The following is a 15,775-nucleotide window of genomic DNA, read 5'->3' as shown; positions in this document are numbered from 1 at the left end:
TGCCGCCGCTCCTTTCGCGCGGAATGCGCGCATAGCCCCAGACCTCGCCGAACACCGCTCAACCTCGCCCTCACGCCATGCAAGTCCAATCGATGCAGTTCAAGGCGCGCGCCGGTCAGAAGCTGGCCGATCAGCGTCTGCAGCACAACCTCAAGAAACTTTCGACCAAGTTCGTCTCGGCGCGTGCCGAGGCGATCACCGCGATCGATTTCCCCGCCACGCGCGCGGCGCTCAAGGCGCGCCGCAACCGGGCGCTGGAAAATCTCGACGTCTGGCTCGAGCAGTTCGAGACCGAGGCGACGCGGCGCGGCGTGACCGTGCTCTACGCGGAAACGGCGCAAGACGCCGCGAAGCTGGTCGCGGACATCGCGCGGCGCCACGACGTGCACAAGGTCATCAAGACCAAGTCGATGGTCTCGGAGGAGATGCAGCTCAATGCGGTGCTCGCGGAAATGGGCGTGCAGTCCATCGAGACCGATCTGGGCGAGTACATCCTGCAGATTAACGATAACGAGCCGCCGAGCCACATCATTGCGCCCGTCGTCCACAAGGACAAAGACGAGATCGCCGATCTCTTCGCGAAAACGCACGACAAGCCGCGCCTGACAGAAATCCCCGACATGACCCGCGAGGCGCGCGAAGTCCTGCGCCCGCATTTTCTCTCTGCGGACATGGGCGTGACGGGCGGCAACTTCCTCGTCGCGGAAACGGGCTCGGTCGTGCTGGTGACCAACGAGGGCAACGAGGGTATGTGCACCGTGATGCCGCGCGTGCACGTGGCGGTGACGGGCATCGAGAAGGTGCTGCCTACGCTCGAGGACCTCGCCACCGCCATGCGTCTGTTGCCGCGGTCGGCGACGGGGCAGGCCACGTCGAACTACTTCTCGGTTCTGACGGGCCCGCGCGGACCCGAGGACCAGGACGGCCCCGAGCACATGTACGTCGTGCTCGTGGACGGCGGCCGCACCGGCCTGATCGGCGGCGAATTCCAGGAGATGCTGCGCTGCATCCGTTGTGGGGCGTGCATGAACCACTGCCCGGTCTATCAGAAGGTGGGCGGCCATGCGTACGGCTGGGTCTATCCGGGACCGATGGGCTCTGTGCTCACGCCAAGCTACGTCGGCATCGAAAAGACGCTCGATCTGCCGCAGGCCGCAACGCTGTGCGGCGAGTGCAACAGCGTCTGCCCGGTGGGCATTCCGCTTTCGGACTTGCTGCGCAAACTGCGCGAGAAGCAGACGGAGCGCCATCTGCGCCCGTGGCGCGAGCGCGCGGCGCTCGCAGCGTGGGGCTGGCTCGCGCTTCACCCAACGGCCTACGCGCTGCTCACCAAACTCGGCGTGCGGATACTGGAGCGCATGGGCGGGCAGGGCAGGCTCATTCGCAAGCTGCCATTTGCGCGCGGCTGGACCAACGGGCGCGACATGCCGGCGCCGGTCGGCCGCACGTTCCGCGAGTTGTACGCGGCGCGGCACACGCATCTGGACACGACGAAGCGCTCCGAACAGGCCTGACGCGCGCACATGGGTCAAGTCCAGGTCGCCGACTATTTAAGCTGGCGCAACAGTGTGTTCGTCCGGACCGGGTTTTTCCTGATTGCGACTCTCTATATCATCTCGACTGGCGATAGTGCGTCCGCACCTGTCGCTTCACAGTCGATAGAGAGTCGCATCATGAGAAAGAAAATAACGGTGTACTGGCCGCTGGCGCTGATCCTGCCGCTCGCGGTGATCGCATGGATCCATGCATGGAAAACCGCCGAGCAGCAAATGCCGCTCGCCGCCGATCAGGTCACGGCAGAACTGGCGCGCGCCGTGTCGTATGGGCTCGTGGGCAGCGAAGGCAAGACGCCGGTGAAGGCGATGAACGGCATCGCGACGCTGCCGCGGTCGAACGCGATCTGACGATTGCGTTGGCGCCAACGCGCCGTGCAGCGCGCATTTCGTGTGCTTTGTATAATTTGAGATTCGCCGCCGCGCGCTGAACGCTGTCCGTTGCTCCAGCTCCCACGAATGAAAAAGGTTTCCGTCTGCTTCGTTTGTCTTGGCAATATCTGCCGCTCGCCCACGGCCGAGGCCGTGATGCTGCGTCTCATCGACGAGGCGGGGTTGGCGGAGCGCGTCGAGATCGATTCGGCGGGCACGGGTGACTGGCACATCGGCGAGGCGCCCGACGAGCGCGCCCAGCGTGCGGGCGGCCTGCGCGGCTACGAGCTCGCGCCGTTGCGCGCCCGCCAGATCGCCGCCGAAGATTTTCGCCGTTTCGACCTGATCGTGGCGATGGACGACGCCAACGTCGCCGCGCTTCAGGGCGTCTGCCCGGCGAACGAGCGCGACAAGATCCGCCTGCTGATGGAATTCGCGCCGCAAGCCGAAACGCGGGTGGTGGTCGATCCCTATTTCGGTGGCGATGCGGGCTTCGAAACGGTGCTCGATCAATGCGAGGCCGCCTGCGCGGGGCTGCTCGCCACATTGCGTCCGCAACTGGCGGATTGAGAAGAGCGGGCGCGAATCTGCTGGACGCAGAAATCGCGCCATTTTTGCGATCCGCGGCGCACCTAATAACCCAAATCGCGACGTTGATACTTGACTAAACTAGTCATGTATTTATACTTGACGAAAATTGTCGAGAATTGCGGTTCCCATACATCATGAGACTCACCACCAAAGGCCGTTTCGCCGTCACGGCGATGATTGACCTGGCACTGCGCCAGGAGCAGGGCCCGGTGACGCTTGCGGGTATCAGCCAGCGGCAGCACATCTCGCTGTCGTACCTCGAACAGCTGTTCGGCAAGCTGCGCCGTCATGAAATCGTCGAATCGGTCCGTGGGCCGGGCGGCGGGTACAACCTCGCGCGCCGCGCGGAGGACGTCACGGTCGCGGACATCATCATCGCCGTGGACGAGCCGCTCGATGCCACCCAGTGCGGCGGCAAGGGCGCCTGCGAGGGCACCAAGCAGCACGACGGCCACTGCATGACGCACGAACTCTGGTCGACGCTGAACCAGAAAATGGTCGAGTACCTCGATTCGGTGTCGCTCAAGGATCTGGTGGACAAGCAGCGCGCCCGCGAAGGCGCCGCGCCCGCCGTCCTGCGCGACCGCCGCGCCGAGGCGCCGGCGGTGGAGCCGGTCAGGACGATGCCGCTGGGTCCGAACTCGATCTTCAACATGGCGGGCTCGTAACGCCTTCGAGCGCCGCGAGCACGCCGCAGTTGGCAAAACAGACAGTACAGCGCAGCACACAAGATTCCCCGGAGCGATAGATGAATAACGACATTCCCCACCTGCCCATTTACATGGACTACAGCGCGACGACCCCCGTCGACCCGCGCGTGGTGGACAAGATGATTCCGTATCTGCGCGAGCAGTTCGGCAATCCGGCGTCGCGCAGCCACGCCTATGGCTGGGATGCGGAGCGCGCCGTCGAGGAAGCGCGCGAGCAGGTCGCTGCGCTCGTCAACGCCGACCCGCGCGAAATCATCTGGACCTCCGGCGCAACCGAATCGGACAACCTCGCGATCAAGGGCGCTGCGCACTTCTACAAGAGCAAGGGTAAGCACATCATCACGGCGAAGACCGAGCACAAGGCCGTGCTCGACACCTGCCGCGAACTCGAGCGCGAAGGCTACGAAGTCACGTATCTGGATGTCAAGGACGACGGTCTGATCGACCTCGAAGCGTTCAAGGCCGCGCTGCGTTCCGACACGATCCTCGTTTCCGTCATGCACGTGAACAACGAGATCGGCGTGATCCAGGACATCGCGACGATCGGCGAAATCTGCCGTGAGAAGGGCATCATTTTCCACGTCGACGCTGCGCAATCCACGGGCAAGGCGCCCATCGACCTGCAAAAGCTCAAGGTCGACCTGATGTCGTTCTCGGCGCACAAGACCTACGGCCCGAAGGGCATCGGCGCGCTGTACGTGCGCCGCAAGCCGCGCGTGCGCATCGAAGCGCAGATGCACGGCGGCGGCCACGAGCGCGGCATGCGCTCGGGCACGCTGGCCACGCACCAGATCGTCGGCATGGGCGAAGCGTTCCGCATCGCGCGTGAAGAGATGGCCACGGAAAACGAGCGCGTGCGCATGCTGCGCGACAAGCTCCTGCGCGGCCTGAAGGAAATCGAGGAAACCTACGTGAACGGCGACATGGAACAGCGTGTGCCGCACAACCTGAACATCAGCTTCAACTTCGTCGAAGGCGAGTCGCTGATCATGGCGGTGAAGGACGTGGCGGTGTCGTCGGGTTCGGCGTGCACGTCCGCATCGCTCGAGCCGTCGTACGTGCTGCGCGCGCTCGGCCGCAACGACGAGTTGGCGCACAGCTCGATCCGCTTCACAGTGGGCCGCTTCACGACGGAACAGGACGTGGACTACGTGATCAACCTGCTGAAGACGAAGATCGCCAAGCTGCGCGAGCTTTCGCCGCTGTGGGAAATGCATCAGGACGGCATCGATCTGTCGACCATCCAGTGGGCAGCGCACTAAGCCAGGCGGCGCAGTTAGCAGCGAACAACGACCCAGCCGCAGCGCAACTCACGTGCAGCGCGGCAAACACGAATTGAAGGAGTGTGATCATGGCATATAGCGACAAGGTTCTGGACCACTACGAAAACCCGCGCAACGTCGGCTCGTTCGCGAAGGACGACGACGCAGTGGGCACCGGCATGGTCGGCGCGCCGGCGTGCGGCGACGTGATGAAGCTGCAGATCCGCGTGGGCGCGGACGGCGTGATCGAAGACGCGAAGTTCAAGACCTACGGCTGCGGCTCGGCGATCGCTTCGAGCTCGCTCGTGACCGAGTGGGTGAAGGGCAAGACGCTCGACCAGGCGCTCGACATCAAGAACACGCATATCGCCGAAGAACTGGCGCTGCCGCCGGTGAAGATCCACTGCTCGATTCTCGCGGAAGACGCGATCAAGGCAGCGGTAGCGGACTATCGCCAGCGTCACACGACCGAAGCGAAGGCCGACGCGGCGTAAAGCACAGCGCTGCGGCGTAGTAGAGGCAGGACGGCGTCGAGCCCACAAGCTCGGCGCTCTGGGACTAACGATTCTGGATGCAGCAGGCTTGCATCGCGACGCAAGGGACGGCGAAAGCCCAACCGGCGGCGCGAGGCGCGGCGAAGATGCTATGGCAATTACGTTGACTGAAAAAGCGGCACAGCACGTGCAAAAGTACCTGAGCCGTCGCGGCAAGGGCGTGGGCCTGCGTCTTGGCGTGCGCACGACGGGCTGCTCGGGCCTCGCGTACAAGCTCGAGTACGTTGACGATCTCGCGCCCGAGGACAACGTCTTCGAGAGCCACGGCGTGAAGGTCATCGTCGACCCGAAGAGTCTGGCCTATATCGACGGCACGCAGCTCGACTTCGTGCGCGAAGGCCTGAACGAAGGATTCCGGTTCAACAACCCGAATGTGAAGGACGAGTGCGGCTGCGGCGAGTCCTTCCGCGTTTGAGCCCGCGTAGAGCGGTGAAAAGGCGGCCTGTGCCGCCTTTTTGATTTTGATGGCCGCTGGTTAGTCCCTCAGCCCCTCATAGCCCCACAAGAACGTTCCAGCCGATGAGCACGCCTTCCACGCCTTCCCGGTCGCTCTCCGACAGCCACTTCGTGCTGTTCGGCCTGCCCGAGCAGTTCGCGATCGACGCGAACGCGCTCGACCATGCCTACCGCACGGTGCAGGCGCAGGTGCATCCCGACCGCTTCGCCGCGGCCGGGGAGGCGCAAAAGCGCATCGCCATGCAATGGGCCACGCGCACGAACGAGGCGTATCAGACGCTGCGCGATCCGCTCAAGCGCGCGAAGTATCTGCTGCATCTGCGCGGCATCGACGTCGGGGCGGAGAACAACACCGCGATGGAGCCCGCGTTCCTCATGCAGCAGATGGAGTGGCGCGAGGCGATCGAAGACGCGGTCGGCGCAAAGAACATCGATGCGCTCGATGCACTGGCGGGCGAGCTGCGCGACGACGAACGCGTGCGCTTCACGAAGCTCGCGGCGCTGCTCGACAGCAGCTCGAACCAGCCCGCGGCCGAGGCGGTGCGCCAGCTCATGTTCATCGAGCGCGTGGCGGGCGAAATCGACTCGCAGATCGAGCGGCTCGAAGGCTGAAACCGAGCGCTGAAACGGATATCGGGCGCTCGCGCCCACCAGGTTAAAAAGCAGATCACACAGATGGCCTTACTGCAAATCTCCGAACCCGGCATGGCGCCGGCGCCGCATCAGCGGCGACTCGCCGTCGGCATCGACCTCGGCACGACGAACTCGCTGGTCGCCGCGGTGCGCAGCGGCGTGCCCGACGTGCTGCCCGACGAAGACGGCCATGCGCTGCTGCCCTCGGTCGTGCGCTATCTCGCCAACGGCGGCCGCCGTATCGGCCGCACGGCGAAGGCGGAAGCCGCCACCGACCCGCGTAACACGATCGTGTCGGTCAAGCGCTTCATGGGCCGCGGCAAGTCCGACGTCGAAGGCGCGGCCAACGCACCGTACGACTTCGTCGACGCGCCGGGCATGGTGCAAATCCAGACTATTGATGGCGTGAAGAGCCCCGTCGAAGTCTCGGCGGAAATTCTCGCGACGCTGCGCCAGCGTGCCGAAGACACGCTCGGCGACGAACTCGTGGGCGCCGTCATCACGGTGCCGGCCTACTTCGACGAAGCGCAGCGCCAGGCGACCAAGGACGCTGCGCGCCTCGCGGGCCTGAACGTGCTGCGTCTGCTCAACGAGCCGACCGCGGCGGCGATCGCGTACGGGCTCGACAACGGCGCCGAAGGCCTCTATGCGGTCTACGACCTCGGCGGCGGCACCTTCGACCTGTCGATTCTCAAGCTCACGAAGGGCGTGTTCGAAGTGCTGGCGGCCGGCGGCGATTCGGCGCTCGGCGGCGACGATTTCGACCACGCGCTTTTTGCCTGGACGCTGGAGCAGTCCGGCATCGAGCGCGCGACGCTCGCGCCCGAAGACGTGCGCCTGTTGCTCGACCGCGTGCGCGATGCGAAGGAAGCGCTCTCGTCCGCGCCCGAGGCGCGCATCGAGGCGACCCTGTCGAGCGGCCAGCCGATCGCGCTGACGATCGACGAGCCGCGCTTCGAAGCGCTCACGCAAGCGCTCGTGCAGCGCACGCTCACGCCGACGAAAAAGGCGCTGCGCGACGCGAAGGTAGCCGCGAAGGACGTGAGGGGCGTCGTGCTGGTCGGCGGCGCGACGCGCATGCCCGTGATCCGCCGCGCCGTGGAGCAGCACTTCGGCCAGGCGCCGCTCACGAATCTGGACCCGGATCAGGTCGTCGCGCTTGGCGCGGCGATCCAGGCCGACCTGCTCGCCGGCAACCGTGGCGGTGAGGACGACTGGCTGCTGCTCGACGTCATTCCGCTGTCGCTCGGCGTGGAGACGATGGGTGGCCTCGTCGAGAAGATCATCTCGCGCAATTCGACCATTCCGGTCGCGCGTGCGCAGGACTTCACGACCTTCAAGGACGGCCAGACCGCCATGGCGATTCACGTGGTGCAGGGCGAGCGCGAACTCGTCGCCGACTGCCGCTCACTCGCGCGTTTCGAGTTGCGCGGCATTCCGCCGATGGCGGCGGGCGCGGCGCGCATTCGCGTGACTTACCAGGTGGATGCGGACGGCCTCTTGTCCGTGTTCGCGCGCGAGCAGCTCTCGGGCGTGGAAGCCTCGGTGGTGGTGAAACCGTCTTACGGTCTCGCCGACGACGACGTGGCCCGCATGCTCGAAGACAGCTTCAAGACCGCCGAAGTCGACATGCGCGCCCGCGCGCTGCGCGAGGCGCAGGTCGAGGCGCAACGCATCATCGAAGCGACCAACGCCGCTTTGGGCGCCGATGGCGAACTGCTCGACGAAGCCGAGCGGGCGCAAGTCGACGCGCTGATCGCCGCGCTCGCGCAAATCGCGCAGGGCGAGGACGCCGGCGCGATCGAAGCCGCCACCAAGGCACTGTCCGAAGGCACCGACGAGTTTGCCGCGCGCCGCATGGACAAGGGCATCAAGCGCGCGCTGGCGGGCAAGAGGCTCGACGAGATCGGCTAAAGGCGCGGAAGGCGAATGCGTCGTTAGCAAACGGCGCACGCGTGCGTGCTTTCCCGATGTGGCAGAGCGCGCACCGACAGTAGAATGGGCACATGCCGCCGTCGGAGGCGGGGCATGCGCCCGATATGAAAGTTATTGGATACGGAAATCACAATGCCTCAAATCGTGGTGCTGCCCCATGTCGAACTGTGCCCTGAAGGCGCGGTCATCGACGCCAAGCCGGGTGAGAGCGTGTGCGACGCGCTGCTCGAACACGGCATCGAAATCGAGCACGCATGCGAAAAGTCGTGCGCCTGCACGACCTGTCACGTGATCGTGCGCGAAGGTTTCGATGTGCTCGTGCCTTCCGAGGAAGACGAAGACGATCTCCTCGACAAGGCGTGGGGCCTCGAGCCGACGTCGCGTCTGTCGTGTCAGGCCCTCGTGCCCGAGAACGACGACCTGGTGGTCGAGATTCCGCGTTACTCGATCAACCACGCGAAAGAAAACCACTGAGCCACTGAACACCAGGAGGAGCGCGCAGCCATGAAATGGACCGATACGCAGGACATCGCGATGGCCTTGACGGACACCCATCCCGAAGTGGATCCGCAGTACGTGCGCTTCACCGATCTGCACCGCTGGATCACCCAGCTCGACGGTTTCGACGACGACCCCGAGCGCTCGAACGAGAAGATTCTCGAAGCGATCCAGGCCGCGTGGATCGAAGACGCGGACTACTGATTCCCGGCAAGCCCGGCAAGCAGACGAGAAAAAGGCGATTTGCCACTACGGCAAATCGCCTTTTTTATTGCGCTGTCAGCTTCGGCGCGATCAACCCGCGACCAGCGTGCCGTTTTCCACACGCACGCGCTCGCCTTGCTGGAACGGCGGCGCTTCGTGATACGTGAAGTAGCGCGTCTTGCCGTTCTCCATGCGCACGCGCACCGAATAACTCGTCGTGCTGCGCAGGTGTTTTTCGACCGAGTTGCCCGCGAAGCCGCCGCCCAGTGCGCCGAGCAGCGTCATGGCCGTGCGGCCGTTGCCCGAGCCGAACTGGTTGCCGACCACACCACCCGCCACCGCGCCGCCTACTGCGCCGATACCGGTGCCATGGCCTTCATGCTTGACCTCGGAAATCGCGACGACCGTGCCGCACGTCGAACATGCGGGCTGGGCGGGCGGCGCTTCCTGCGCGTATTGCTGCTGCGAAGGCTGCGCCGGCTGGGCAGGCTGTTGACCGTACTGCTGCGCCGGCGCGACGGGCACGGCCGCCTGCTGTTGAGGCTGCGCCGGCGCCGGTTGCGGCTCGGCAGGCGCATTCTGGTCGCTCTGCGCGTATTGCGAGGCCTGCACCGGCTTGGTCGAGTCGGCCACCGGCGGCTGGGAAGCCGTCATGGCCGTCTGGCCCGTTTGAACCTGGGCGCTCTGTTCGGCGGTGCTGGAAGCTCTCGGGAAAACGCCGGTGATGGCCGCCGTGGCCGCAAGGCTCGCGACGATGACGGCTGCCGCTGCGGTTGCGATCAGCGGATGGAGGCGGCGTTTCGGTGTGGTCGGATCGGTTGTGTTCATGACAGGCTCCGTCTTTGGCAGAGTTGGCTCTCTTGTGAAACCCAGTTTGAGCCAATCCAATTCTGTGAGCGTTTCAATTTGTAACCCCGCGCGGTGGGTGCGGGAAGACGCTGAGGGCGTGGTCGTCGCGCAGCGTTGCACAGCGCGGTTCTCCACAGGGACGCAATTGACGTACCCGTCCCAGCGGCCGCACTAGCCGGCAGATTTTACCGATGGTTACAATCGTGTGCGCTGAGAGAGCCCACAAAGAAACGGGGCGCATACGGCGTGAACCGCGTGCGCCCCGTCATGTCAGGCAATGTTCCGCTTAGTCTTCGCGGCGCAGGTGCGGGAAGAGGATCACGTCGCGGATGCTCGCGCTGTCCGTGAGCAGCATGATCAGACGGTCGATGCCGATGCCGCACCCGCCCGTCGGAGGCATGCCGTATTCGAGCGCGCGGATGTAGTCGGCGTCGTAGAACATGGCTTCTTCGTCGCCGGCGTCCTTTTGCTCGACCTGCTTCTTGAAGCGCGCGGCCTGGTCTTCCGGATCGTTCAGTTCCGAGAAGCCGTTGGCGATCTCGCGGCCCGTGATGAACAGCTCGAAGCGCTCGGTGATGCCCGGCAGCGTGTCCGAGGCGCGCGCGAGCGGCGAGACTTCGACGGGGTAGTCGATGATGTAGGTCGGCTCCCACAGCTGCGACTCGGCGGTTTCTTCGAAGAGCGCCAGTTGCAGCGAGCCCACGCCTGCGTTCAGGAACGCCGGCTGGTTCGTGTCCACGCCGAACTTCTTGAGTTCCGTGCGCAGGAAGGCGGCGTCGGCAAGCTGCTCGTTCGTGTATTGCGGCGCGTACTTCTGGATCGCCTGCACGATCGTCAGGCGATGGAACGGCTTTGAGAGGTCGAGTTCACGGCCCTGATACGTCAGGACGGCGGTGCCGCTCGCGTCGATGGCGGCCTGGCGGATCAGCTGCTCGGTGAAGTCCATGAGCCACGCGTAGTCGGTGTACGCGGCATAGAACTCCATCATCGTGAATTCCGGATTGTGACGTGGCGAAACGCCTTCGTTACGGAAATTCCGGTTGATCTCGAACACGCGTTCGAAGCCGCCCACGATCAGGCGCTTGAGATAAAGCTCGGGCGCGATGCGCATGAACATCTGCATGTCGAGCGCATTGTGGTGCGTGACGAACGGCTTGGCGGCCGCGCCGCCCGGGATCGGGTGCAGCATCGGCGTTTCGACTTCCATGAAGCCCGAGTCGGCCATGAAGCGGCGCACGGAGGAAATCGCCTTGGTGCGCGCCTGGAATGTCTGACGCGCTTCCGGCGTGACGATCAGGTCGACGTAGCGCTGGCGATAGCGCATTTCCTGGTCGGCGAGACCGTGGAACTTGTCCGGCAGCGGACGCAGCGCCTTCGAGAGCAGACGCAGTTCCGTGCAGCGCACCGAAAGCTCGCCCTTGTTGGTGCGGAACAGCACACCCTTGGCCGCGACGATGTCACCCAGATCCCACTTCTTGAACGCGTCGTAGGTTGCCTCGCCCACGTCGGCGGGCGTGATGAAGAACTGGATCTGGCCTGAGCCGTCGCGCACCGTGGCGAAGCTCGCCTTGCCCATCACGCGCTTGAGCATCATGCGGCCGGCGACTGCCACTTCGAGCGGGTTCGCTTCGAGCGCGTCCTTGTCCGTGTCGGCGTAGTCGCGCGCCAGGTCGGCAGCGTGGTGGGTCGGGCGGAAGTCGTTCGGATAAGCGACGCCTGCCTCGCGCAGCGTGCGCAGTTTCTCGCGGCGCTCGGCGATGATCTGGTTGTCGTCGAGTTCGGGCGCGGCGCTGGGCGCGTTCTGCTGGGTCGGTTCGGTCATGATGGCTCGGAGTTCTTTGATTCGCAGGTGTTTCGGCGAGTTTTCGGGGCTGCGGCCCCGGCATGGTCCTTCGCGGGACACGGCGCGCATCGCGCGCAGATAAGCGGACTTCGGTTCCTGCTGCGCGTCGCGCACCTCGCAGTCGAAGCGGGCGGCGCAGCAGGAGAGGGCGGCATGCGGTGTTCTGCAGCGCCCGTGGCGTGCGGCAAAGCTTACACGCCCTGTTTCAGGCTCGCGCTGATGAAGGCGTCGAGATCGCCGTCGAGCACGGCCTTGGTGTTGCTGATTTCGACGTTGGTGCGCAGATCTTTGATACGGCTGTTGTCGAGCACATAGGAGCGGATCTGGTGACCCCAGCCCACGTCCGACTTGCCCGCCTCGAGCTTGTCCTGTTCCGACTGGCGCTTGCGCATCTCGGCTTCGTACAGGCGCGACTTCAGCATGGCCATGGCTTCGGCGCGGTTGCGGTGCTGCGAGCGGTCGTTCTGGCACTGCACGACGATGCCCGACGGGACGTGCGTGATACGCACGGCCGAGTCGGTCTTGTTGATGTGCTGACCGCCCGCGCCCGAAGCGCGGTACGTGTCGATGCGCAGATCGGCCGGATTGACTTCGATCTCGAACGAGTCGTCGATTTCCGGATACACGAACACCGACGAGAACGACGTATGACGCCCGCCCGACGAGTCGAACGGCGACTTGCGCACGAGGCGGTGAATGCCGGTTTCGGTACGCAGGAAGCCGTAGGCGTATTCGCCTTCGACCTTGATCGTCGCGCTCTTGATGCCGGCCACATCGCCTTCGGATTCTTCGAGCACTTCGGTCTTGAAGCCCTTGCGTTCGCAGTAGCGCACGTACTGGCGCAGCAGCATGGACGCCCAGTCGCAGGCCTCGGTGCCGCCGGCGCCGGCCTGGATGTCGATGAACGCGTTGTTCGGATCGGCCGGATTCGCGAACATGCGGCGGAACTCGACGTCGGCGACGCGCGCTTCGATCGCGTGAGCGTCGGTTTCGATGGCGACGAGCGTGTCCTCATCGCCTTCTTCGCGCGCCATTTCGAAGAGATCCTGGGTGTCGCGCGTGTCGTTCTCGATGCCGTCGAGCACGTGCACCACGCCCTCGAGCAGTTTCTTTTCCTTGCCGAGACCCTGGGCGTGCCTGGAGTCGTTCCAGACGTTGGGGTCTTCGAGTTCGCTGTTGACTTCGACGAGCCGTCGGGCTTTTACGTCGTAGTCAAAGATACCCCCGTAGCTCGCCCGCGCGTGCGCGCAGGTCCGCCAAAAGGGCTTCGATCGCGTTGAGACGTTCCGCTTCCATTTGTATCGTGATCCGGCGTGTAAAACATTGAATTATAGCCGATTGGACCCGGATCAAGGGCGGCGCGGGCGCTTCGGGCGGCCCGCGCTTTTCAGCCCAACATGCCGTTCAAAGCGGGCTTAGAGCGCAGCGTGCTCGACCACGAGCTGCACGCGCGACACGCCATTCCAGGTGTCGCGCACGAGCCGGTAGGCGACCGTGGTGTGCTGCGGCAGCGACTCCGTGTGGTTGAACCAGATCGCGTTGAAGCGCTGGCGCCCGCGCAGCAGTTGCAGCTTGAGGTGCTTGTCCTTCACGAGCGCCTGCGAGGCCACCTCGAATTCGCCCGAGAATACGGGCGCCGGGAAGCCCTGGCCCCACACGGCGGCGTCGAGCATCTCGACGAAATCGGGCGTGAAGTAGGCGTCTTCGAGATCGCCGTCGGTCTCGACCGTGCGCGCGAGCGCCTCTTCGGTGAGCCACTCGCGTCCCACGCGTTCGAAGGCGGCAGCAAAGCGCGGCACGTCCGCGGCGGCGATCGTCATGCCCGCGGCCATGGCGTGGCCGCCGAACTTCTGGATCAGACCGGGCTCGCGCTTGCTGATGAGATCGACCGCGTCGCGCAGATGGAAACCGGGGATCGAGCGGCCCGAGCCCTTCACGAGTTCGCCGTCGTCGTCGGCAGGCGCGAAGGTAAACGAAGGGCGGTGGAAGCGCTCCTTGAGCCGTCCCGCGACGATGCCGATCACGCCCTGGTGCCAGCCTTCGTTAAAGAGCGTGAGCGTGGCCTTGCCCTGTGGATCAACGTCGGCGAGGTCGGCTAGCGCCTGCTGCTGCATGCCGGCTTCGATCTCGCGGCGCTCGCGGTTCATGCCGTCGAGCTGCTGCGCCAGTTCCCAGGCGCGGCCCACGTCGTCGGTGGTCAGGCACTCGATGCCGAGCGACATGTCCGAGAGCCGGCCGGCCGCATTCAGGCGCGGGCCGAGCGCGAAGCCGAAGTCGAAGCCCGATGCGCTTTTCGCGTCGCGGCCCGCCGCGCGAAAGAGCGCCGCAATGCCCGGCTGCATGCGGCCGTTACGCACGCGCTGCAAGCCTTGGGCGACGAGCACGCGGTTGTTGCAGTCGAGCTTCACGACGTCGGCGACGGTGCCGAGCGCGACGAGATCGAGCAGGCCGTCGAGGCGCGGCTCGGGCTTGCCATCGCTGAACGCGCCGCGCTTGCGCAACTCCGCGCGCAGCGCGAGCAACGTGTAGAACATCACGCCCACACCCGCGATGCACTTGCTCGGAAACTCGCAGCCCGGCTGGTTCGGATTGACGATGGCGCGCGCGTCGGGGAGCGTGTCGCCGGGCAGGTGGTGGTCGGTCACGAGCACCTCGATGCCGAGCGCGTTGGCGGCTTCGACGCCTTCCACGCTGGCGATGCCGTTGTCCACCGTGATCAGGACGTCGGGCGGCCCGCCTTTACCTTGGGCGGCGAGGGCGACGATCTCGGGCGTGAGGCCGTAGCCATACTCGAAACGGTTTGGCACCAGATAGTCGATCTGCGCGCCGAACATGCGCAGGCCGCGCACGGCCACGGCGCAGGCCGTCGCGCCGTCGCAGTCGTAGTCGGCGACCACGAGCATGCGGCACTCGGCTTCGAGCGCGTCGGCGAGCAGCGCGGCGGCCTCGTCGAGGCCTTTCATGCCCGTGGGCGGGATGAGGCGCGCGAGACCGGTTTCGATCTCGTCGGGCTGGCAAACGCCGCGCGAGGCGTAGAGGCGCGCGAGCACCGGATGCAGGCCGTGGCGCACGAGTGCTTCGGTGTCGGCGGGCGAGCAGGCGCGGGTGACGATTCGGGTCATGCGAGAGCGCGGAAAAAAGAAGTCATTCGGGGATCATTCGATAAAGAGCGACGCGAACAGGCGGCGTCGCCAGAATTTGCGCAAATCGCCGCGCGTGATGGACAGCGTGACCGAGCCGGTGTCGCCGCACAGCGTGAGGTCGAGCGCGGCGAGCGCGCCCGTTTGCAGCGCCGTGAGCGCGGGCGTGAACCAGTCGCGTTCCAGTTGAGCGAACGCTGCGTTCCAGCGGCCCCAGTCCTGCTGGATGAACGCCGCCGAGAACGGATCGAGCTCGACGAGCGTCGCGCCTGTGCCCGAACCGTTGTTGAGCGCGGCTGCGAGGGCGGCGAAGGTCGCCGGCGCGGCACCGACTTCCGCCTGCGCGGCGAGCGCCAGGCCGCGCGTGGCGGCCGCATCGGAGCGCACCCGCGCATACGGGCTCGTGACGGTGCGCAGCGCGCCCTGGCCGTGGAACCAGATCGAGTTGACGGCGGGCAAACCGCGCGCCTCGCGGGCCTCGTTCACAGGATGCTCGAACCACGCCATCTGCACTTCGTTCTGCACCTTCATCCAGGCGCGCGAACGCTGGCCCGAATGGGCCTCGTGCGGCAGCCAGATCTCGATGTTGCGGCCGCTCGCGCGCAAGGGCGACGCACCCGCGAGCGTGCCGAACGCTTCCGACGAGAGATACCAGCGCCGCGGCGTGGGAGCCTCGATGCGCACGCCCAGTTCTTCGATCAGCGGGCGGGCGACGGTGTAGAGCGTGGCGGCGTCGGCGTCGGCGAGCTCCAGCGAGGCGGGGTCGATCAGCACCAGGTGATCGTGCGCGATGCGCACGTGCACGGGCTGTACGCACGCCCACGTGGCGTCGCCGGGCGTGCCGCCATCGGCGAGCAGCATGTAGGGCGCAAGCGGCGCTTCGTCGTCGGCGGCCGGCGCGGGTTGTGCGTTGTTTGCGCTCGCCGGACCTAGCGCGCCGAACTGGCGCGCGACCCAGCGCTCGTGCGGCAGCGTACGCTGGAAGTCTTCGCCGATCACCTGCCCGCCGAGCGTCGCGCGCGCAACCAGTTTCGCGAGCGCCGGGTATTCGAGGCCAGCGAGCGCGGTGGAGGCGGCCGCAGCGGACGGCAAGGCAAAGGGGACGAGGAGATGGAGTCGGTCGGCGGGCATGATGGTGCGCATTGTACTTCGGCGCTCCGTGCGTCGGGCGCCCC

Annotated in this window: 16 protein-coding genes; 11 read left to right on the top strand and 5 right to left on the bottom strand. The window is 65.7% G+C overall.

Translation table 11 applies throughout. From position 1 onward, the window contains the following. Nucleotides 1-77: 77 nt before the first annotated feature. The 11 genes from M3A49_RS03290 (at nucleotide 78) to iscX (ending at nucleotide 8,768) form a co-directional block, all read left to right on the top strand. Nucleotides 78-1,514, top strand: a complete 1,437-nt coding sequence (locus M3A49_RS03290) for a lactate utilization protein B (protein ID WP_266227454.1) — start codon at nucleotides 78-80, stop codon at nucleotides 1,512-1,514. Nucleotides 1,515-1,523: 9 nt separating this feature from the next. Next, nucleotides 1,524-1,904: a hypothetical protein gene (locus tag M3A49_RS03285; RefSeq protein WP_266227453.1), complete on the top strand. Its 381-nt coding sequence runs from the start codon at nucleotides 1,524-1,526 to the stop codon at nucleotides 1,902-1,904. Nucleotides 1,905-2,012: 108 nt separating this feature from the next. Continuing rightward, nucleotides 2,013-2,495 carry a low molecular weight protein-tyrosine-phosphatase gene (locus M3A49_RS03280; protein ID WP_266227452.1) on the top strand — a complete coding sequence of 161 codons (483 nt, stop codon included), beginning with the start codon at nucleotides 2,013-2,015 and terminating at the stop codon, nucleotides 2,493-2,495. Nucleotides 2,496-2,650: 155 nt separating this feature from the next. Next, nucleotides 2,651-3,184 (top strand): Fe-S cluster assembly transcriptional regulator IscR, encoded by a 534-nt coding sequence (gene iscR / locus M3A49_RS03275; RefSeq protein ID WP_028204175.1) that lies wholly within the window; start codon nucleotides 2,651-2,653, stop codon nucleotides 3,182-3,184. Nucleotides 3,185-3,264: 80 nt separating this feature from the next. Further along, complete coding sequence (locus M3A49_RS03270; protein WP_266227451.1) at nucleotides 3,265-4,488, top strand: IscS subfamily cysteine desulfurase; 1,224 nt, start codon at nucleotides 3,265-3,267, stop codon at nucleotides 4,486-4,488. An 89-nt stretch (nucleotides 4,489-4,577) separates the two neighbouring features. Beyond that, a complete protein-coding gene (gene iscU, locus M3A49_RS03265) occupies nucleotides 4,578-4,982 on the top strand; it encodes a Fe-S cluster assembly scaffold IscU (RefSeq protein WP_134749113.1) in 405 nt (134 codons plus the stop codon). 151 nt (nucleotides 4,983-5,133) lie between these two features. Beyond that, nucleotides 5,134-5,457, top strand: a complete 324-nt coding sequence (gene iscA, locus M3A49_RS03260; RefSeq protein WP_254352854.1) for an iron-sulfur cluster assembly protein IscA — start codon at nucleotides 5,134-5,136, stop codon at nucleotides 5,455-5,457. A gap of 104 nt (nucleotides 5,458-5,561) precedes the next feature. After that, nucleotides 5,562-6,110 carry a Fe-S protein assembly co-chaperone HscB gene (hscB, locus tag M3A49_RS03255; RefSeq protein ID WP_266227450.1) on the top strand — a complete coding sequence of 183 codons (549 nt, stop codon included), beginning with the start codon at nucleotides 5,562-5,564 and terminating at the stop codon, nucleotides 6,108-6,110. A 63-nt stretch (nucleotides 6,111-6,173) separates the two neighbouring features. After that, complete coding sequence (gene hscA / locus M3A49_RS03250; protein ID WP_266227449.1) at nucleotides 6,174-8,045, top strand: Fe-S protein assembly chaperone HscA; 1,872 nt, start codon at nucleotides 6,174-6,176, stop codon at nucleotides 8,043-8,045. Between the two features lie 153 nt (nucleotides 8,046-8,198). After that, nucleotides 8,199-8,540: an ISC system 2Fe-2S type ferredoxin gene (gene fdx, locus M3A49_RS03245; RefSeq protein WP_254352851.1), complete on the top strand. Its 342-nt coding sequence runs from the start codon at nucleotides 8,199-8,201 to the stop codon at nucleotides 8,538-8,540. Between the two features lie 30 nt (nucleotides 8,541-8,570). Continuing rightward, complete coding sequence (gene iscX / locus M3A49_RS03240) at nucleotides 8,571-8,768, top strand: Fe-S cluster assembly protein IscX (protein ID WP_028204168.1); 198 nt, start codon at nucleotides 8,571-8,573, stop codon at nucleotides 8,766-8,768. Between the two features lie 90 nt (nucleotides 8,769-8,858). Here iscX and M3A49_RS03235 read toward each other — a convergent pair whose 3' ends face one another. From M3A49_RS03235 to M3A49_RS03215, 5 genes are all read right to left on the bottom strand, one after another. After that, nucleotides 8,859-9,596, bottom strand: coding sequence for a glycine zipper 2TM domain-containing protein (locus M3A49_RS03235; RefSeq protein WP_254352850.1), 738 nt, complete (start codon nucleotides 9,594-9,596; stop codon nucleotides 8,859-8,861). A 307-nt stretch (nucleotides 9,597-9,903) separates the two neighbouring features. Beyond that, the gene (gene lysS, locus M3A49_RS03230) at nucleotides 9,904-11,439 is read right to left on the bottom strand and encodes a lysine--tRNA ligase (RefSeq protein ID WP_254352849.1); all 1,536 of its coding nucleotides are present in this window, start codon (nucleotides 11,437-11,439) and stop codon (nucleotides 9,904-9,906) included. A gap of 212 nt (nucleotides 11,440-11,651) precedes the next feature. After that, nucleotides 11,652-12,756, bottom strand: a protein-coding gene (prfB, locus tag M3A49_RS03225) for a peptide chain release factor 2 (protein ID WP_266227448.1) whose coding sequence is annotated in 2 segments (ribosomal slippage) — nucleotides 11,652-12,674 and nucleotides 12,676-12,756 — 1,104 coding nt in all. Because the reading frame shifts where the segments join, the coding sequence is not laid out codon by codon here. 119 nt (nucleotides 12,757-12,875) lie between these two features. After that, a complete protein-coding gene (gene recJ / locus M3A49_RS03220; protein ID WP_266227447.1) occupies nucleotides 12,876-14,582 on the bottom strand; it encodes a single-stranded-DNA-specific exonuclease RecJ in 1,707 nt (568 codons plus the stop codon). Nucleotides 14,583-14,615: 33 nt separating this feature from the next. Beyond that, on the bottom strand, nucleotides 14,616-15,743 hold the full coding sequence (locus M3A49_RS03215) for a regulator (protein ID WP_266227446.1): 1,128 nt from the start codon (nucleotides 15,741-15,743) through the stop codon (nucleotides 14,616-14,618). Nucleotides 15,744-15,775 lie beyond the last annotated feature (32 nt).

The sequence above is a fragment of the Paraburkholderia sp. CNPSo 3076 genome (genome assembly GCF_026343935.1).
Taxonomy (GTDB): Bacteria; Pseudomonadota; Gammaproteobacteria; order Burkholderiales; family Burkholderiaceae; genus Paraburkholderia; species Paraburkholderia nodosa.
Note: the sequence above shows the minus strand (reverse complement) of the source record. Positions and strands in the feature narration are given on the sequence as shown.

Coding starts and splice junctions, on each gene's coding strand:
- lysS (WP_254352849.1), bottom strand. CDS start 11,439: ATGACCGAACCGACCCAGCAGAACGCGCCCAGCGCCGCGCCCGAACTC.
- M3A49_RS03280 (WP_266227452.1), top strand. CDS start 2,013: ATGAAAAAGGTTTCCGTCTGCTTCGTTTGTCTTGGCAATATCTGCCGC.
- M3A49_RS03285 (WP_266227453.1), top strand. CDS start 1,524: ATGGGTCAAGTCCAGGTCGCCGACTATTTAAGCTGGCGCAACAGTGTG.
- M3A49_RS03290 (WP_266227454.1), top strand. CDS start 78: ATGCAAGTCCAATCGATGCAGTTCAAGGCGCGCGCCGGTCAGAAGCTG.
- hscB (WP_266227450.1), top strand. CDS start 5,562: ATGAGCACGCCTTCCACGCCTTCCCGGTCGCTCTCCGACAGCCACTTC.
- recJ (WP_266227447.1), bottom strand. CDS start 14,582: ATGACCCGAATCGTCACCCGCGCCTGCTCGCCCGCCGACACCGAAGCA.
- iscX (WP_028204168.1), top strand. CDS start 8,571: ATGAAATGGACCGATACGCAGGACATCGCGATGGCCTTGACGGACACC.
- iscU (WP_134749113.1), top strand. CDS start 4,578: ATGGCATATAGCGACAAGGTTCTGGACCACTACGAAAACCCGCGCAAC.
- fdx (WP_254352851.1), top strand. CDS start 8,199: ATGCCTCAAATCGTGGTGCTGCCCCATGTCGAACTGTGCCCTGAAGGC.
- M3A49_RS03215 (WP_266227446.1), bottom strand. CDS start 15,743: ATGCGCACCATCATGCCCGCCGACCGACTCCATCTCCTCGTCCCCTTT.
- M3A49_RS03235 (WP_254352850.1), bottom strand. CDS start 9,596: ATGAACACAACCGATCCGACCACACCGAAACGCCGCCTCCATCCGCTG.
- iscA (WP_254352854.1), top strand. CDS start 5,134: ATGGCAATTACGTTGACTGAAAAAGCGGCACAGCACGTGCAAAAGTAC.
- iscR (WP_028204175.1), top strand. CDS start 2,651: ATGAGACTCACCACCAAAGGCCGTTTCGCCGTCACGGCGATGATTGAC.
- hscA (WP_266227449.1), top strand. CDS start 6,174: ATGGCCTTACTGCAAATCTCCGAACCCGGCATGGCGCCGGCGCCGCAT.
- M3A49_RS03270 (WP_266227451.1), top strand. CDS start 3,265: ATGAATAACGACATTCCCCACCTGCCCATTTACATGGACTACAGCGCG.